The sequence below is a fragment of the Pelomonas sp. Root1217 genome (assembly GCF_001425705.1).
In the GTDB taxonomy this organism is placed as follows: Bacteria; Pseudomonadota; Gammaproteobacteria; order Burkholderiales; family Burkholderiaceae_C; genus Pelomonas.
In genome coordinates this window covers 583,742-599,889 of sequence record NZ_LMDC01000001.1, presented here as the reverse complement: position 1 = coordinate 599,889, position 16,148 = coordinate 583,742, and the positions used below count along the sequence as shown (strand labels likewise).

The 16,148-nt window shown below is 67.0% G+C and carries 15 protein-coding genes; 3 read left to right on the top strand and 12 right to left on the bottom strand.

Features of this window, described 5'->3' with window-relative positions:
• Window positions 1-138: 138 nt before the first annotated feature.
• Together ASC95_RS02815 and ASC95_RS02810 are read right to left on the bottom strand one after the other, a co-directional pair.
• Window positions 139-2,190: an ATP-dependent DNA helicase gene (locus ASC95_RS02815; RefSeq protein ID WP_082567435.1), complete on the bottom strand. Its 2,052-nt coding sequence runs from the start codon at window positions 2,188-2,190 to the stop codon at window positions 139-141.
• The gene (locus ASC95_RS02810) at window positions 2,177-2,380 is read right to left on the bottom strand and encodes a YdcH family protein (protein ID WP_057296252.1); all 204 of its coding nucleotides are present in this window, start codon (window positions 2,378-2,380) and stop codon (window positions 2,177-2,179) included. The genes ASC95_RS02815 and ASC95_RS02810 overlap by 14 nt, the downstream gene beginning before the upstream one ends.
• A 62-nt stretch (window positions 2,381-2,442) precedes the next feature.
• On the opposite strand from ASC95_RS02810, the gene ASC95_RS02805 reads away from it, so the two are divergent.
• The gene (locus ASC95_RS02805) at window positions 2,443-3,213 is read left to right on the top strand and encodes a PP2C family serine/threonine-protein phosphatase (protein WP_057296251.1); all 771 of its coding nucleotides are present in this window, start codon (window positions 2,443-2,445) and stop codon (window positions 3,211-3,213) included.
• Between the two features lie 6 nt (window positions 3,214-3,219).
• Here ASC95_RS02805 and ASC95_RS02800 read toward each other — a convergent pair whose 3' ends face one another.
• From ASC95_RS02800 to ASC95_RS02780, 5 genes are all read right to left on the bottom strand, one after another.
• Window positions 3,220-3,804, bottom strand: a complete 585-nt coding sequence (locus ASC95_RS02800) for a hypothetical protein (protein ID WP_057296250.1) — start codon at window positions 3,802-3,804, stop codon at window positions 3,220-3,222.
• Entirely contained in the window at window positions 3,801-4,901 is a 1,101-nt protein-coding gene (gene zapE, locus ASC95_RS02795) for a cell division protein ZapE (RefSeq protein ID WP_057296249.1), read from the bottom strand. The genes ASC95_RS02800 and zapE overlap by 4 nt, the downstream gene beginning before the upstream one ends.
• Before the next feature lie 52 nt (window positions 4,902-4,953).
• A complete protein-coding gene (gene lpdA, locus ASC95_RS02790; protein ID WP_057296248.1) occupies window positions 4,954-6,375 on the bottom strand; it encodes a dihydrolipoyl dehydrogenase in 1,422 nt (473 codons plus the stop codon).
• 21 nt (window positions 6,376-6,396) lie between these two features.
• The gene (gene odhB, locus ASC95_RS02785) at window positions 6,397-7,656 is read right to left on the bottom strand and encodes a 2-oxoglutarate dehydrogenase complex dihydrolipoyllysine-residue succinyltransferase (protein WP_057296247.1); all 1,260 of its coding nucleotides are present in this window, start codon (window positions 7,654-7,656) and stop codon (window positions 6,397-6,399) included.
• 87 nt (window positions 7,657-7,743) lie between these two features.
• Window positions 7,744-10,599 (bottom strand): 2-oxoglutarate dehydrogenase E1 component, encoded by a 2,856-nt coding sequence (locus ASC95_RS02780; protein WP_057296246.1) that lies wholly within the window; start codon window positions 10,597-10,599, stop codon window positions 7,744-7,746.
• A 304-nt stretch (window positions 10,600-10,903) separates the two neighbouring features.
• Here ASC95_RS02780 and ASC95_RS02775 point away from each other — a divergent pair, with 304 nt between their 5' ends.
• Window positions 10,904-11,746: a 2OG-Fe(II) oxygenase family protein gene (locus ASC95_RS02775; protein ID WP_057296245.1), complete on the top strand. Its 843-nt coding sequence runs from the start codon at window positions 10,904-10,906 to the stop codon at window positions 11,744-11,746.
• A gap of 98 nt (window positions 11,747-11,844) precedes the next feature.
• On the opposite strand, the gene ASC95_RS02770 is transcribed toward ASC95_RS02775, so the two are convergent.
• The 3 genes from ASC95_RS02770 to ASC95_RS02760 are packed head-to-tail and all read right to left on the bottom strand — an operon-like array spanning window position 11,845 to window position 13,909.
• Entirely contained in the window at window positions 11,845-12,657 is an 813-nt protein-coding gene (locus tag ASC95_RS02770) for an ABC transporter substrate-binding protein (RefSeq protein WP_057296244.1), read from the bottom strand.
• 51 nt (window positions 12,658-12,708) lie between these two features.
• A complete protein-coding gene (locus ASC95_RS02765) occupies window positions 12,709-13,323 on the bottom strand; it encodes a 3'-5' exonuclease (RefSeq protein ID WP_057296243.1) in 615 nt (204 codons plus the stop codon).
• Between the two features lie 4 nt (window positions 13,324-13,327).
• Window positions 13,328-13,909, bottom strand: coding sequence for a hypothetical protein (locus tag ASC95_RS02760; protein WP_057296242.1), 582 nt, complete (start codon window positions 13,907-13,909; stop codon window positions 13,328-13,330).
• A 48-nt stretch (window positions 13,910-13,957) separates the two neighbouring features.
• Here ASC95_RS02760 and ASC95_RS02755 point away from each other — a divergent pair, with 48 nt between their 5' ends.
• On the top strand, window positions 13,958-14,422 hold the full coding sequence (locus ASC95_RS02755; RefSeq protein WP_200960059.1) for a helix-turn-helix domain-containing protein: 465 nt from the start codon (window positions 13,958-13,960) through the stop codon (window positions 14,420-14,422).
• On the opposite strand, the gene ASC95_RS02750 is transcribed toward ASC95_RS02755, so the two are convergent.
• Together ASC95_RS02750 and ASC95_RS02745 are read right to left on the bottom strand one after the other, a co-directional pair.
• Window positions 14,370-15,011, bottom strand: a complete 642-nt coding sequence (locus ASC95_RS02750; protein ID WP_057296241.1) for a dihydrofolate reductase family protein — start codon at window positions 15,009-15,011, stop codon at window positions 14,370-14,372. The two genes, ASC95_RS02755 and ASC95_RS02750, sit on opposite strands and share 53 nt — an antisense overlap.
• Window positions 15,012-15,085: 74 nt before the next feature.
• The gene (locus ASC95_RS02745) at window positions 15,086-16,129 is read right to left on the bottom strand and encodes a hypothetical protein (protein WP_057296240.1); all 1,044 of its coding nucleotides are present in this window, start codon (window positions 16,127-16,129) and stop codon (window positions 15,086-15,088) included.
• Window positions 16,130-16,148: the final 19 nt, after the last annotated feature.

The window sequence follows — 16,148 nt, the reverse complement described above, 5'->3', positions numbered from 1 at the left end:
GCTGAACGCGGGCAAGTCCAGTCGGTCCCCCGGGGGGGACGGCGATGCTTGGCGGATCGACCGCCAAGCACATCGCCAGGCGGGCCGGCTCGGAAGCGGCCCAGCGCTCGGCCCGAAAGCCAAACATCAAACGGGCCGTCAGGCCCGCTCTTCATTAAGCAGCTGCAACCAGGCCAGCGCCTCCGCCTCGTTGGCCACCGGCGTCATCGGCGGCAGCGCCGCGCGCAGGCGACGGCCGTAATTCATGCCCGCCATGCGCGGATCGCAGACCACCAGCAGGCCGCGGTCGGTCTCGGTGCGGATCAACCGTCCGGCGCCCTGCTTGAGCGCAATCGCCGCCTCGGCGACGAAATACTCCGAGAAGGCATTGCGCCCCTGCGCCTCCAGGCGCTGCACACGGGCCTCCACGAGCGGGTCGTTGGGCGGCGGGAAGGGCAGCTTGTCGATGAGCACACATTGCAGCGCATCGCCCGGCACGTCGATGCCTTCCCAGAAGCTGGCCGAGCCGACCAGCACCGACGCCGGGTTGTCCAGGAAGCGCTGCAGCAGCACACGCTTGGGCGCTGCGCCCTGCTGCAGCACGGCGATCGCGTCGCCAGCCTCCTCGAAGCGCTCGCGCAGCGCGTCGGCCACGGTCTGCAGATTCCGCAGCGTCGTCGTCAACACAAAGGTGCGCCCACCCAGGGCTCGTGCCAGCCGCGAAGCCAGCAGCGCAACGCTGGGCGGATGGCTGGGCTCACTGGGCTTGGGGAAGCCACGCGGCACATAGAGGCGCGCATGGCTTGGGTAGTCGAAAGGGCTGCCGACGCGCAGCACCTCGGCGTCGGTCAGCCCGGCGGGCTCGGTGAACCAGGTCAGGCCTTCGTCATCGCCCAGCGTGGCCGAGGTGAACACCCAGGCCTTGGGCGGCCCCTCCAGCTGCTGCTGCATCGCGTCGCGGATGTCCAGCGGCGACTCGACCAGGCGCGCCGCATGCGGGCTGATGTCGATCCAGCGCACATCACCTGGATCAGGGTCGGTGGCGAACTGTTTGGCCAACTCGCGCAGCTCCTGGGCCCGCTCGCACAGACGCGCAAAGTCGGGCGCTGCCTCGCGCACGGCGGTCAGCGCCTCCAGGGCCTTGGCCGTCGCCACCTCGACGCCAGCCAGCGCCGTGGCGAAACCGGGCTGGTTCACCCTCTCCTTCCAGCCCAGCTTGAGCGTGCCGCGCAGCTCGCGGCCGGCGGTGGCCAGCGGGCCGGCCGCGGCCAGGCGCAGCTCCCGCGCCGCCTTCTCGACACCCGCATGCAGGCCCTGCCAGTCATGCACGCCGCGTGCATGGGCCAGGCCCTGGGCCAGCACATCGCGCGCAAAATCAATCAGCGAGGCCGTGCCCAGCAGCGTACCGAGGAACTGCACGCCGGCCTCGGCGAGCTGGTGGGCCTCGTCGAAGATGGCGATCTCGACACTGGGCAGCAGTTCGGCCACGCCGGTATCGCGCAGCGTCATGTCGGCAAAGAAGAGGTGGTGATTGACGACGACGACATCGGCCTCCATCGCCTCTCGCCGCGCCTTGACGACGTAGCAGCTCTTCCAGTCCGGGCACTCCTGGCCCAGACAGTTCTCGCGGCTGGAGCTGACGATGGGGATGATGGGCGAGCGCTCGTCCAACCCGTCGATCTCGGCAAAGTCGCCCGTTGTCGTGCCCAGGGCCCAGCGCTCGATGCGCGCCAGCGACAGCGCCGTGCGCCGGTCCGGGAATTCACCGGAGACGCGCGCCTCCTTCATGCGGTGCAGGCAGAGATAGCTGCTGCGCCCCTTCAGCAGGGCCAGCCGCACCGGCGTGTTCAGCGCCTTGGTCAGCCGCGGCAGGTCGCGCAGGAAGAGCTGGTCCTGCAGGCTCTTGGTGGCGGTGCTGATCAGCGCCCGGCTGCCGGCCAGCAAAGCGGGCACCAGGTAAGCAAAGGTTTTGCCGACGCCCGTCCCGGCCTCGACGACCAGGGCCTGGCGGCGGCTGAGCGCGCGCGCCACGGCCCGGCTCATCTGCAGCTGGGGCTCGCGGGGCTTGTAGCCCGGGTCCAGCCGCGCCAGCGGGCCGTCGACGTCGAAGGCGGCCAGGACGTCCTGTTCGAGTGCGTCGGCAGCGGGCGGTGCGGGAGGGGCGGCCTGATCGAGGGCGTCGAGCCAGTCGTCGATGTCAGGCAAGGTCATCAGGCTCGGTCGTCGCTTCGAGTCGCGCAATCATGTCGCGCAGCGCCAGGCGGCGCTTCTTGAGCCGCTGCAGCGCCAATTCGTCCACAGGCGCCTGCTCGGCGAGCCTGTCGATCATCGCGTCGAGGTCGGCATGCTCCATGCGCAACTCGATGAGCCGCCGCGGCAACGAGTGAAGTTGTTCATCCATCCAAGGGTTTACGAAGGCGGTTCGATGCGGGCAAAAGCTCACCGACCAGTATAGTTTTCGGCATGCCCTCATCCACCGCCGTCGGTTTCCGACTCAATGCCGCCACCGGCACCCATCGCGGGGACCGGGCTTATCAGCAGGACCAGGTGGCCGTCATCGCCCACCCGCGCATCGCGGGCTGCATGATGGGCATCGTGGCCGATGGCATGGGTGGCAAGAGCGGCGGGCGCAAGGCGGCCGACCAGGTCATCCTGACGGCGCGCCAGTTGTTCGAGCGCTACTCGCCCGAGGATGAGCTGCCCGCCGAGCTGCTGAGCCAGATCACGGCAGAGGCGCATCTGATGATCAAGCTGACGGCCATCTCCGCCGAGGAGGAGCCGCACAGCACGATTGCCGGTTTCGTCGTCACCAGCGACCGCTGCGTGCATTGGATCCACTCCGGCGATTCGCGCATCTACTGGTTTCGCGGCGCACGTCTCGTCAAGCGTTCCATGGACCACTCCTATGTGCAGCGCCTCGTCGACGAGGGCCAGTTGACGGAGGCCGAGGCCAGCTCGCATCCGCAGAGCAATCTGCTGACGGCCTGCCTGGGCACGGTGCAGGACCCGACCTCGACGTCAGAGCGCTTCGAGAATCTCGAGGTCGGCGACACGCTGATGTGCTGCAGCGACGGGCTCTGGCACTACTTCACCGCCCAGGAGCTGGGCAGCGTGCTCTACAGCCTGCCGCCGCGCGAAGCGGCCGAGTTGCTGGTGAGCAAAGCGCGCCAACGCGCCCGGGGCGGTGGCGACAACCTGTCCGTCGCCATCGTCAAGCTCGAGAACCTCGATTAGCGGCCGCTACCGCGACGCCGCTGACGCGCTCGGCAACGGCAGGGGCGCTGCCAGCGGCTTGACCCGGGCCTTCTGTTTGGCCTCGTGCTCGGCAATGCGCTGCTGCTGACGCTTCTCGCGCTCCTCGGCCTGCTCGCGGCGCTTGGCTGCCTCGGCCTCCCCCTTGTTCTCTGCGAGCTGGCGCTGGCGTGCGGCATCTTCGGGGCTCCGCGCGCGGGGCGTGCGGGAGGCAGCCACCGCAGGTGGGGATGGCGGCGGCGCCGTGAGGATGCGCTCGCGCTTGTGGCCCTCGTCCTGCGAGGCGGCGAGTTCGCGTTCGCGCACGCGCTGGGTTTGGGCCGCCGCACGGGCACGGCGCTCCTCGGCCGCAAGTTCATTCTCCCGTCGCACCAGCGGTGCCAACGCCTCGTGGCGGCGCCGACGCAGCTCATCCAGGCAGGCGGCGACGGAAAAGCGCTGCTCGCAGTCCAGCTTTTCCTGCGCGAAGCGCTGCTCGATGGCGGCGCGCTGGGCTGCGACTTCGGCACGCGTCGCCGGCTGGGCCGCAGCACCGAGGGCGGCAAGCGCCAGGAAAAGAGGGCTGAACTTCATGTGAGCGAAGTATCGACCTCGCGGCGGGCCAGGGCCAGGTATTCGGCCGAGCGCATTTCCTGCAAGCGCGACACCGTGCGCGGGAATTCGTGGGCCAGCGGACCTTCGGTGTAAAGCTGCTCCGCGGGCACAGCGGCCGAAATGATGAGCTTGACGCGGCGGTCGTAAAGCACGTCCACCAGCCAGGTGAAGCGGCGCGCCTCGCTGGCCAGGCGCACCGGCATCTCCGGCACGTCGGACAGGATGACGGTATGGAACTGGCTGGCCAGCTCGAGGTAGTCGTTCTGTGAGCGCGGGCCGCCACAGAGCGTTGCGAAATCGAACCAGACGACACCACCGGCGCGCCGGCGCGCATAAATCGCGCGGTGTTCGATCATCAGCTTGCGGTCCTCGTCCTGGGCCTCGGCAAGGGACTCGAAGGCCTGCGTGAGAGCGACCTCGGTCATCTCGTTCAGCGGCGTCAGGTAGAGGTTCATGTCCTCCAGCGTGCGGCGCCGGTAGTCGGTGCCGGCATCCACGTTGATGACTTCGAGGTTGGCCTTCAACAGCTCGATGGCCGGCAGGATGCGGTCGCGGTGCAGGCCGTTGGGATAGAGGCCGTCTGGGTGAAAGTTGGACGTCGTGATGATGGACACGCGGTTGCGGAACAGTGCGTCCAGCAGGCGGTGCAGGATCATCGCGTCGGTCACGTCGGCGACGTGGAACTCGTCGAAGCAGATCAGCCGGAACTTGCGTGCGATGCGCTTGCCCAGTTCGTCGAGCGGGTCGGCGATGCCTTTGAGTTCCTGCAGCTCGCGGTGCACCTCGCGCATGAACTCGTGGAAGTGCAGCCGCGTCTTGCGCTGCAGCGGCACGGCCTGGAAGAAGCAGTCCATCAGGAAGCTTTTTCCCCGCCCCACGCCGCCGTACATGTAGACGCCGCGCGGGATGGGCGGGCGCACCAGCAGCTTGGTCACCGCGTTAGCTCGGCGGGCCTTGTAGCTGGCCCATTCGTCCTGGCAGCGCTGCAAGGCTTCGATAGCGCGCAGCTGCGCCGCGTCGGCCTTGTAGCCGCGCTCGGCGAGAGTTTGCTGGTAGAGCTCGGTGACGGAGGTCATCGCAAAAAAAGGGGCGACTGAATGGCCGCCCCTTTGATCTCGCTAGGTTGGGTCAGAAGTTCAGCGTGCGCTTGTCGACGGCCAGCGCGGCTTCCTTCGTCGCCTCGCTCAGCGACGGGTGGGCGTGGCAGATGCGCGCAATGTCCTCGGCCGAAGCTTTGAACTCCATCGCAACGACGGCCTCGGAGATCAGCTCCGAAGCGAACGGGCCGATGATGTGCACGCCCAGGATCTCGTCGGTCTTGGCGTCGGCCAGGAACTTGACGAAGCCGGTCGTGTCGCCCAGCGCACGGGCACGGCCGTTGGCCAGGAAGGGGAACTGGCCCGCCTTGTAGGCAACGCCGTCAGCCTTGAGCTGCTGCTCGGTCTTGCCGACCCAGGCGATCTCGGGGCTGGTGTAAATGACCCAGGGCACGGTGTTGAAGTTGACATGCCCGTGCTGGCCGGCCATGCGCTCGGCCACGGCCACGCCCTCTTCCTCGGCCTTGTGCGCGAGCATGGGGCCGCGCACGACGTCGCCGATGGCCCAGACGCCCGGCAGGTTGGTCTTGCAGTCGTCGTCGACGACGATGGCGCCACGCTCGTCGAGCTTCAGGCCCACCACGTCGGCACCCAGGCCGATGGTGTTCGGCACGCGACCGATGGAGACGATGAGCTTGTCGACCTCCAGCGTCTTGGCCTCGCCCTTGGCGTCGGTGTAGGCGACGCTGACACCCTTCTTGGACGACTTGACCTCGCCGACCTTGACGCCGAGCTGGATGTCCAGGCCCTGCTTCTTGAAGACCTTGGCGGCTTCCTTGGCGACGCTTTCGTCTACCGCGCCCAAGAAAGCCGGCAGGCCTTCCAGCACGGTGACTTCCGCACCCAGGCGACGCCAGACCGAGCCCATCTCCAGGCCGATGACGCCGGCGCCGATCAGGCCCAGCTTCTTGGGCGTCGCACCGACGCGCAGCGCGCCGTCGTTGGACAGGATGTTCTCTTCGTCGAAAGGCACGCCGGGCAGCGCGCGGGCGTTGGAGCCGGTGGCGACGATGACCTGCTTGGCCTGGATCACTTCCTCGCCGGCCTTGATTTCATAGCCGCCGTCCTTGGCCGCCACGAACGAGCCGCGGCCGTGGAAGAACGTGACCTTGTTCTTCTTGAACAGGTAGACGATGCCGTCGTTGTTCTGCTTCACGACCTGGTCCTTGCGGGCCAGCATCTTGGCGACGTCCATCTTGACGTTGTCGGCCGTGATGCCGTGGTCGGCAAAGTGGTGGTTCAGCTGCTCGTAGTGCTCGCTGGACTGCAGCAGCGCCTTGGACGGGATGCAGCCGACGTTGGTGCAGGTGCCGCCGAGAGCCGGGCCGCCCTTGTCGTTCTTCCACTCGTCGATGCAGGCCACGTTCATGCCCAGCTGGGCCGCACGGATGGCGGCGATATAGCCGCCGGGGCCACCGCCGATGACGACGACGTCGAATTGCTTGGTGCTCATGAGGATCGTTCCTTGTTCTTCTTAGATGTCGAACAGGAGTCGTGCCGGGTCTTCCAGCGCTTCCTTCATCGTCACCAGGCCCAGCACGGCTTCGCGGCCGTCGATGATGCGGTGGTCATAGGACATGGCGAGGTAGTTGATCGGGCGCACCACGACCTGACCGTTCTCCACCACCGCGCGGTCCTTGGTGGCGTGAACGCCCAGGATGGCCGACTGCGGCGGGTTGATGATGGGCGTGGACAGCATGGAGCCGAAGGTGCCGCCGTTGGAGATGGAGAAGGTGCCGCCGGTCAGGTCGTCGATGGACAGCTTGCCGTCCTTGGCCTTCTGGCCGAACTCGGCAATCTTCTTCTCGATGTCGGCGAAGCTCATCTGGTCGACGTTGCGCAGCACCGGCACGACGAGGCCGCGCGGCGAGCCCACCGCGATGCCGATGTCGAAGTAGCCGTGGTAGACGATGTCGTTGCCATCGACCGACGCGTTGATGATCGGGTACTTCTTCAGCGCCGCGACGGCCGCCTTGACGAAGAAGCTCATGAAGCCGAGCTTGACGCCGTGTTCCTTCTCGAACTTCTCCTGGAACTTCTTGCGCATCTCCATGACCGGGGCCATGTTGACTTCGTTGAAGGTGGTCAGGATGGCGTTGGTCGACTGCGACTGCACCAGGCGCTCGGCGATGCGGGCGCGCAGGCGGGTCATGGGCACACGCTGCTCGGGGCGGTCGCCCAGGTTGGGCTGCACCGGCGCGGCCACGGCCGGCAGCGGCTTGGCCACAGCGGGCGAAGCCGGCACGACCAGCGGGGCAGCCACGGCAGCGGGCTTAGGCTGTGCGCCGAGGGCGTCGCCCTTGGTCACGCGGCCGTCCTTGCCGGAGCCAGGCACGTCGGTAGCGGCCAGGCCCTTCTCGGCCAGGATCTTGGCGGCGGCGGGCATGGCCACGTCGCCCTTGTTGCCGCCGGTGGCGGCGGCAGGCGCAGCGGCGGCGGGTGCAGCGGCCGGAGCGGCGGCGGCAGGCGCCGGCGCAGCAGCGCCGGCCTTGCCTTCGCTGTCGATCTTGGCCAGCAGTTGCTGGCTGGTGACGGTGCTGCCGTCAGCGACCAGGACTTCGGCCAGCACGCCGGAGGCCGGCGCGGGCACTTCGAGCACGACCTTGTCGGTCTCGATCTCGACGAGGGTTTCGTCGATGGTGACGGCTTCGCCGGGCTTCTTCTTCCAGGTCAGCAGCGTGCCCTCGGAAACGGATTCGGAAAACTGGGGAACTTGGACGTCAACGATGGCCATGGTGTGAGGCTCCGTGTTCTTTATTCGGTGTGATGGTGCAGGCGCGAGCAAGCGCAGCGCCGATCGGGGCGCTGCGCATGGCGGTCCTTATTTGGTGAGGATGAAGCCCTTGAGCTTGGCGAACGCCTGATCCAGCAGCGCCTTCTGCTGCTCCTGGTGCAGGTGGGCATAGCCACAGGCGGGGCTGGCGCTGGCCGGGCGGCCGGCGTAGCCGAGCTTCTGGCCTTCCGTCATGTTCTCGTGCACATAGTGCTGCACGAAGAACCAGGCGCCCTGGTTCTGCGGCTCGTCCTGGCACCAGACGATGTCGGTCGCGTGCGGGTACTTCTTGAGCTCGGCCGCGAAGGCCTTGTGCGGGAAGGGGTAGAGCTGCTCGACGCGCACGATCGCCACGTCGGCAGACTTCTTCTCGGCCCGCGCCTTGACCAGGTCGTAATAGACCTTGCCCGAGCAGACGATGACGCGCTTGACCTTGTCGGCGTTCAGCGCGGTGTCCTGCTCACCAATGATGGTCTTGAAATCGCCTTTGGTGAAGTCGGCCAGCGGCGAGGTCGCGTCCTTGGCACGCAGCAGGCTCTTGGGCGTCATGATGACCAGCGGCTTGCGGAACATGCGCAGCATCTGGCGGCGCAGCACATGGAAGATCTGCGCGGCGTTGGTCGGCTGCACGATCTGCATGTTGTTGTCCGCGGCCAGCTGCATGAAGCGCTCCAGGCGCGCCGAGCTGTGCTCGGGGCCCTGGCCTTCGTAGCCGTGCGGCAGCATCATCGTCAGGCCGTTGGAGCGGCCCCACTTCACTTCGCCGGAGGCGATGAACTGGTCGATGACAACCTGAGCGCCGTTGACGAAGTCGCCGAACTGCGCCTCCCAGATGGTCAGCGTGTTGGGTTCGGCGGCGGCATAGCCGTACTCGAAGCCCAGCACCGCTTCTTCACTCAGGATGGAGTCGATGACGGTGAACGGCGCCTGGCCTTCGGCCACGTTCTGCAGCGGGATGTAGGTGCCGGCGTCCCAGTTGGCGCGGTTCTGGTCGTGCAGCACGGCGTGGCGGTGCGTGAAGGTGCCACGGCCGCTGTCCTCGCCGGACAGGCGCACCGGATAGCCCGAAGCCACCAGCGACGCGAAAGCCATGGACTCGCCCATGCCCCAGTCGATGTTGACTTCGCCGCGGCCCATCGCGGCGCGGTCGGCGTAGAGCTTGGCAACGAGGTTGTGGGCCGCGAAGTCCTTGGGCAGCGTCGTCAGCTTCTCGGCCAGGCGTTTCCACTCGGCCACCGGAATGGCGGTGTCGCAGCTGTCGGTCCACTTCTTGCCCAGGAAGGGCGACCAGTCGGTGGCGAACTTGCTCTTGAAATTGGTCAGCACCGGGTCGACGGTGTGGCGGCCTTCGTCCATGGCGGCGCGGTAGGCCTTGACCATGTCGTCCGGGCCCTCGGCCGGCAGCACGTTCTGCGCCACCAGCTTGTCACCGTAGACCTTGCGCGTGCCGGGGTGGGCGGCGATCTTCTTGTACATCAGCGGCTGGGTCAGGGCCGGCGTGTCCTGCTCGTTGTGGCCCAGCTTGCGGAAGCAGACGATGTCCAGGACGACGTCCTTCTTGAACTCGGCGCGGTAGTCCATGCACAGCTGCGTGGCCCAGACGACGGCCTCGGGGTCGTCGCCGTTCACGTGCAGCACCGGCGCTTCGATCATCTTGACGACGTCGGAGCAGTACCAGGTGGAGCGCAGGTCGCGCGGGTCGCTGGTGGTGAAGCCGATCTGGTTGTTGATGACGATGTGGACCGTGCCGCCGGTGCGGTAGCCACGCGTCTGGGCCATCGCCAGCGTTTCCTGCACGACGCCCTGGCCACCGAAGGCCGCGTCACCGTGCACCAGCACCGGCAGCACCTGGGCGCCTTCGCTGTCGCCACGGCGATCCTGGCGGGCGCGCACACTGCCTTCGACGACCGGGTTGACGATCTCCAGGTGGGACGGGTTGAACGCGAGGCTCAGGTGGACCGGGCCGCCAGGCGTGGACACGTCGGAGCTGAAGCCCTGGTGGTACTTCACGTCGCCGGCCGGCAGGTCTTCGGCAGCCTTGTGCTCGAACTCGGCGAACAGGTCGGCGGGCATCTTGCCCAGCGTGTTGACCAGCACGTTCAGGCGGCCGCGGTGGGCCATGCCGATGACGATTTCCTGCACGCCGCGCTCGCCGCCACGCTGGATCACTTCGTCCATGGCCGCGATGAAGCTCTCGCCGCCTTCGAGCGAGAAGCGCTTCTGGCCGACGTACTTGGTGTGGAGGTAGCGCTCCAGGCCTTCGGCCGCGGTCAGGCGGTCGAGGATGTGCTTCTTCTCTTCGGCCGTGAAGGTCGGCTTGCCGCGCGCCTTCTCCAGGCGCTCCTGCCACCAGCGCTTTTCACCGGGGTCGGAGCCGTGCATGAATTCGGAGCCGATGGAGCCGCAATAGGTCTCGCGCAGGGCCTGCACGATCTGGCGCAGCGTCATCGTCTCGCCGCCGAAATAGCTGTTCACGGCGCTGAACGAGATGTCCATGTCGGACTCGGTCAGGTCGTAGAACGCCGGGTCGAGTTCGGGAATCTTGGGGCGCTCGGCGCGCTTGAGCGGGTCCAGCTCGGCCCAGCGGTTGCCCAGGAAGCGGTAGGCCGCGATCAGCGACTGAACATGGACCTGCTTGCGGGCGACGGCCAGGTCGGCGCTGGAGGCCTTGTTGGCGAAGGCATTGGCCTTGGCGCGCTGGGCGAAGGATTCGACGACCGGCGCATGGGCCACATCGCGGGCCTCGCTGCCATCCACCGCCGGCACATGCTGCAGCGCGTCGAAATAGGCGCGCCAGTTGTCGGGGACGGAGCCGGGGTTGTCGAGGTAGGCCTCGTACATCTCCTCCACATACGGCGCATTGCCGCCGAACAGGTAGGAGTTGGACCTGTATTGCTGCATCATCTTTCGCTCACCTCATGCCCCGGTTTCCAGGGAGTTGGCTGGTTGAAGAACCTTCCGCGACACGGCTCGACCGGTTGGCGGATTGCGACCCACCTCTGCTGTTGCCAGGCGCAACTGCAAAAGGGACGGGAAGGAATAAAAGTATCAGGGGCGGACTCTAGCACTCCGGGTTTGCCCGAGAAGGCCTGTGGGATGCGACAAAGTTCACCGATTGAGGTTCGCAAAAGTTGACTAACTCGTAAACTTGGCGCCCGCGACAGCCCCGCGATTGAATGGCTGCGCCAAGGGACAACGAGGATTCCCCATGCAAGTCCAGGTCGTCGACTACCGCGCCGCTGATGCGGCCGAAAAGTTCACCCGCTCCCTGCACGAAACCGGCTTCGGCGTGCTGACCAACCACCCGATCCGCCAAACCCTGGTCGAGAAGATCTACGCCGACTGGCTGGCCTTCTTCAACAGCGAGGCCAAGCACGGTTTCGCGTTTTCGAAGGAGACGCAGGATGGTTATTTCTCGACGGAGATTTCCGAAACTGCGAAGGGCTCCAAGCAGAAGGACATCAAGGAGTACTTCCACGTCTACCCGTGGGGCCGCATCCCACCGCAGCTGAAGGAAGATGCCCTCACCTACTACCGCGAAGCCAACGCGCTGGCGGAGGAACTGCTGGGCTGGGTGGAGCGTTACACGCCGCCAGAGATCGCGGCCAAGTACCGCGAGCCACTGTCGAACATGATCCAGGGCAGCAGCAAGACCCTGCTGCGCGTGCTGCGCTACCCGCCGTTGACGGGCGAAGAGCCGGTGGGCTCCATCCGCGCCGCAGCGCATGGCGACATCAATCTGCTGACCATCCTGCCCGCCGCCAACGAGCCGGGCCTGCAGGTGCTGGGCACCGACAACGCCTGGCACGACGTGCCCTGCGACTTCGGCACGCTGACCATCAACATCGGCGACATGCTGCAGGAAGCCTCCGAGGGCTATTACCCATCGACCCAGCACCGCGTGGTGAACCCGACCGGCGAAGGCGCGAAGAAGAGCCGCGTGTCGCTGCCGCTGTTCCTGCATCCGCGCGACAACGTCGTGCTGAGCGATCGCTATACAGCCGACAGCTATCTGAACGAGCGGCTGCGCGAGCTGGGCGTGAAGACCTGAAGGCCTGTCTTCGAAGTCGAAAGGGCGCCGCGGGCGCCCTTTTCCAATTCATTGCCGCGCTCCGAAACCGAGCGTGTGTGACGGGCGCTTGCCTGCCGCTACTTTCCGCCGGGTCGCGCTGCAAGCGCTCGGGCTGTCGGCCGGTCAACATAGCGCGCAAAAATCGTCTCAAGCGTGCCATCGGTGCGCATCATCTCGATCGCGTTGCGCATCTTGTCGACGTCGACGGCCGCAACCCGCTGGCGCGACAGCACGAGCCCCAGGACCGCGTTGTCCTGCGGCGCGAAGTCGAGGATTTGAACCTTTCCGTCCAGCTGGTTGCGCTTGAGTAGTGGGGCCCAGACCACCGGTTGGCTGAGGAAGGCATCAACGCGCCCTACCGCAAAGACTCTGGCGAGAACTTCCAGATCTGCCACTTCATCGATGCGGCCTTCGCGACGGAGCGCTTCGATCCAGGCGTCCAGCGTTGCGCCATGGACAAAACCCTTGACTACCCCCAGACGCAGGGGCTTTCGCGCCCGGAATTCGTCCATGGTCTTCGTCGTGGCAGCCAGCTCGTTACGCACGATCAGGTAGTTGCGATTGTTCAGGACATAAGGAACGAAATGCGCAAACCGCTGCCGCTCAGGCGTTTCTATGCCCGAGACTGTCATGTCAAGCGCACCCCCGGCCAACGCCGTCCAGATTCGCACGCGGGACTCCATGACTCGCACCAAGGAGCAGCCCGTGCGCCTGCTGACTTCCTCGACGACGTCGCGGTCGATGCCGACGTAGTCGCCTGCGGCATTCTTGAAATACAGCAAGCCCGTTTCGTAAAAGGCCACTTGATACGGCCCGCAGGGACTTTCATGGGCCTGCAGTCCGGCACTGGCGAACAGGGTCGCCACCAGACAAGTCAGGACCGGCTTCATCTCTTGAGTTTAGAACTCGGACGGCTGGAGGGTGGCCGTTGGCAGGGCCACTCATGGAGATGAAGCTCTCGCAAGCTCCATTGGCATCGCCTGGAGCGCCTGATACACCAGCAGCGACGCGTGCGCGTCGTTGGCCGCGTACTGCAGCTGCTGGGGGCTGAGCTTGCGGGTGGCCCAGTTGGAGGTGGTGACTTTCTTGGACTTGGGCATGCGCTGGCCCAGCACGATGGCAACGGCGGCCCTGAGGCCGACGGCCTGCTGGAAACCCAGTCGCCGCACCATGTGCGAAACGTCGACCCCACCGCTGAGCTGCACGCCGAGCTTCCTGAGCAGGGGCACGCGGTCGGACACGATGCCGAACCCCACCTTGACGATGACCTCAGACTCAAGGATGGCGCGCAGGAAGCCTGCAGTCTCCGGCGCTTCCGTATGCACGATGAAGGCATGCCCCGCGGTCGCGAACTGCACGATGTGCGGTCCCGTCTGCTCACCGCCAGCGACGAACATGGGCTTGCTCTCGGTGTCGAAGCCGACCTGCCCGGCCAAGCGCAGTTCTGCTTCAGCGAACTCGCATTGGTCCGCATCGCGAAGCACATGGATACGGTCGAGCGGCAGCGCGGGGTAAGGCGGCAACGCCGCAATCTGTTCGCTCGTGGGTCTCTCCATCGCTTCAGTATGACCTCCTCGTATCCACCGCAACCCAGTTGACCTCCCATGTCACGCCCCCATCCGCTGAAAATGCCTGCTCGAAGCGACAGCGGTCGGCGTTGAGAGACTCGATGACGAAACGCACCAGGATGGGCCGGCCGTTGAAGTCCTCGGCGCTGTAGAACAGGCCACGTGGGCTGCCGCCGAAACCGCCCACCATTGCCGCGGCGAGCGTGCCCGATGCTGCGTTGGAGAAGTTGAGCGTCCACCGCTGCCTCTGCACCTCGAAGAGCCGCAGCGACAGACCCTGGATGCGACCCTCGGGGCCCGAGACATCCAGCTCGACGAGATTCGCGCGGCCGCTTAGCAGAGGGTGCACGAGGGTTGTGCCCGTGTACTCGGCCCAGGTGTCGGAACCGCTCAGGGGCCGCAGGCGGCGGCGCAGCGACGTGCGCCAGTTGCCGTGCTCGAAATCAAAGTCCTGCGGCAGGCCCGCCGGCGTTGCGGGCAGCGGCGGCGCGCTGGCTGCCGGTGCGGCGATGGCACTGGCGCCGGCGGCAACGAACAGGGAAGCGGCAGTGCGGCGGGTGTGTTGGGAAGGCATGAACTCGGATGGGTGACTAGACTGACCCGGTTCACTCTATGCAGCACCATGTCCACTGCCAAGAAGGCACCTGCAGGTAACCGCCCTCGTTCAGCGCGTGGCAACGCCATCCCCGGCTGCGCGCTGACGGCGGCGCTGGCGGCCATCGGCGGGCGCTGGAAGTTGTTTGTGGTGTACCGGCTGGCCGATGGTCCACTACACTTCGCAGCGCTGCGGCGCAGCCTGCCGGACGTGTCGGCCAAGGTGCTGGCGGAGCAGTTACGCGAGCTGCAGGCCGACGGCCTGGTGAGCCGCGAGCGCACGGGGCCCGTGCCGGCCGTCGTGCAATACGCGCTCACGCCGCGCGGGCTGTCGGTGCTGCCGGTGGCCGAGGAAATCCGTCGCTGGGGCGCGGCCCATCAAGCCGCTTGTGCAATCGCCCCGCCGGACGTCGGCGTCGACGCTCGCGCGATCTGTGGTGTCACCTCGCCATCACTACATGCATTGCCTGCCCTGAGCTTTCGCGCTCGGTGACGCGCCAGCCAAGGGCCGGCATGTCCAGGCCGCCCAGCAGCGACTCGCCGCTGCCCAGCAGCGCCGGCGAGAGGGCCAGGTGCATCTCGTCGATGAGGCCGGCCTGCAGGTACTGACGGATCGTCTGAGCACCGCCACCGATGCGCACGTCCTTGCCCGCGGCGGCGTGCTTCGCCTGCCGCAGCGCGGCTTCGATTCCGTCCGTCACGAAATGGAAGGTCGTGCCGCCTTCCATCTGCAGGGGCGGCCGGGCGTGGTGGGTTAGCACGAACACGGGCACGTGGTAGGGCGGATTGACGCCCCACCAGCCCTTCCAGGTCTCGTCGGGCCAGGGGCCGCGCACGGGACCGAACATGTTGCGGCCCAGGATCCAGGCGCCGACACCTTCGAAGCTGCGCACCGCGAAGCGATCATCGACGCCGGTGCTGCCGCCTTCGCTGCCGAGCATCTGCTTGAAGGTGCGCGTCGGGAACATCCACTCGTGCAGCTGCTCGCCGCCCGCGCCCAGTGGCGCCTCCAGGCTCTGGCGCGGCCCTGCCGCGAAACCGTCGATGGAAATGCTGAAGGCGGCGACTCTGACCTTGGACATCTTGAACTCTCCTGTCGTGCGGTGTGGTGGAAGGGACAGCGCCTGCGTGGAGCCTAGCGTCTCGCAGCGTGGACTCAAGCGCGGGGCAACCGCAGTCCGCACAAGCCGGCCACGACGAGCATCGACACCGCGGCCGCGGCAATCAAACCCGCCATCCAGCCGCGGTCGACGCTCGCCGCCCGCCAGCCATGCGCCAGCAGCACGCTGCGCAGGCCGCAGCACAGATGGGCGAGCACGCAGAACACGCCCAGCGCATAGTGCGGCAGCAGGCGGATGTTCCAGGCGTCCAGCAGCAGGCCTTGCGGCGCGCCCGAGGCCCAGGCCCAGTCGGTCTCGATGCCTCGCAAGGCGCGCGCCGACACCAGGGCCGAGTTCATGTGCGTGAGCAGGAAGAAGCCGAGATAGACACCTGTCATCACTTGCACGGCGCGGTAGACATCCATGCGCAACCGACTCCAGCGCCAGGCCAGCCACGCGCCAAGGCAGAGCTGCAGCAACAGCAGCGCCACCAGCATGGCTTCGACCGCGGGCATGCGGTAGACGCCGCGCCCAGCCTTCATGACGGCCGCATGCGCCTGCGGCCCCAGCAGCCCGAACAGGTGGTTGACGAGGTGAAAGCCGATGAAGGCCAGCACCATCGCCGCCACCACGCCATGGGCAGCGCGCGCGGTCATGTCCGCCGGCGGGGCGGTCACGGGCTCGGCCCTGCGGGGGGCCGCCCACGCCCACAGGCCAGCGGCCAACCATGCGGCCACCCAAGCCAGCGGCTCGGAGATCGGGCGGCCCAGCACGCCCAACAGGAAGGCGCAGAACACGAACAGCGGCGGCGCCGCGACACCCAGCAGCGCCAGGCGACGTGCTCGGAGTTCGAAGACCGAGCCGGGCGCCATGCGGGCCGCGCGCAACCACAGCAGCGCGGCGACCAGCGGCATCGCGAAGGCAGCCAGCAGCGGCAGCGCCGCGAGAGGCCATTGCGGGCCGACGGCATGGAAGGCCCGCAACCAGAACGGGTAGCTCATCGCCGCGAGGGCCGGCGCGAGCGCGAGGGCCTGCCGGCCCGCGGAGAGCGGTGCCCTGGCGCCCATGTCGGCGGCGGAAGATCGAAGCTGCGTGTCCATGCCCAGACTCTCCCGGAGA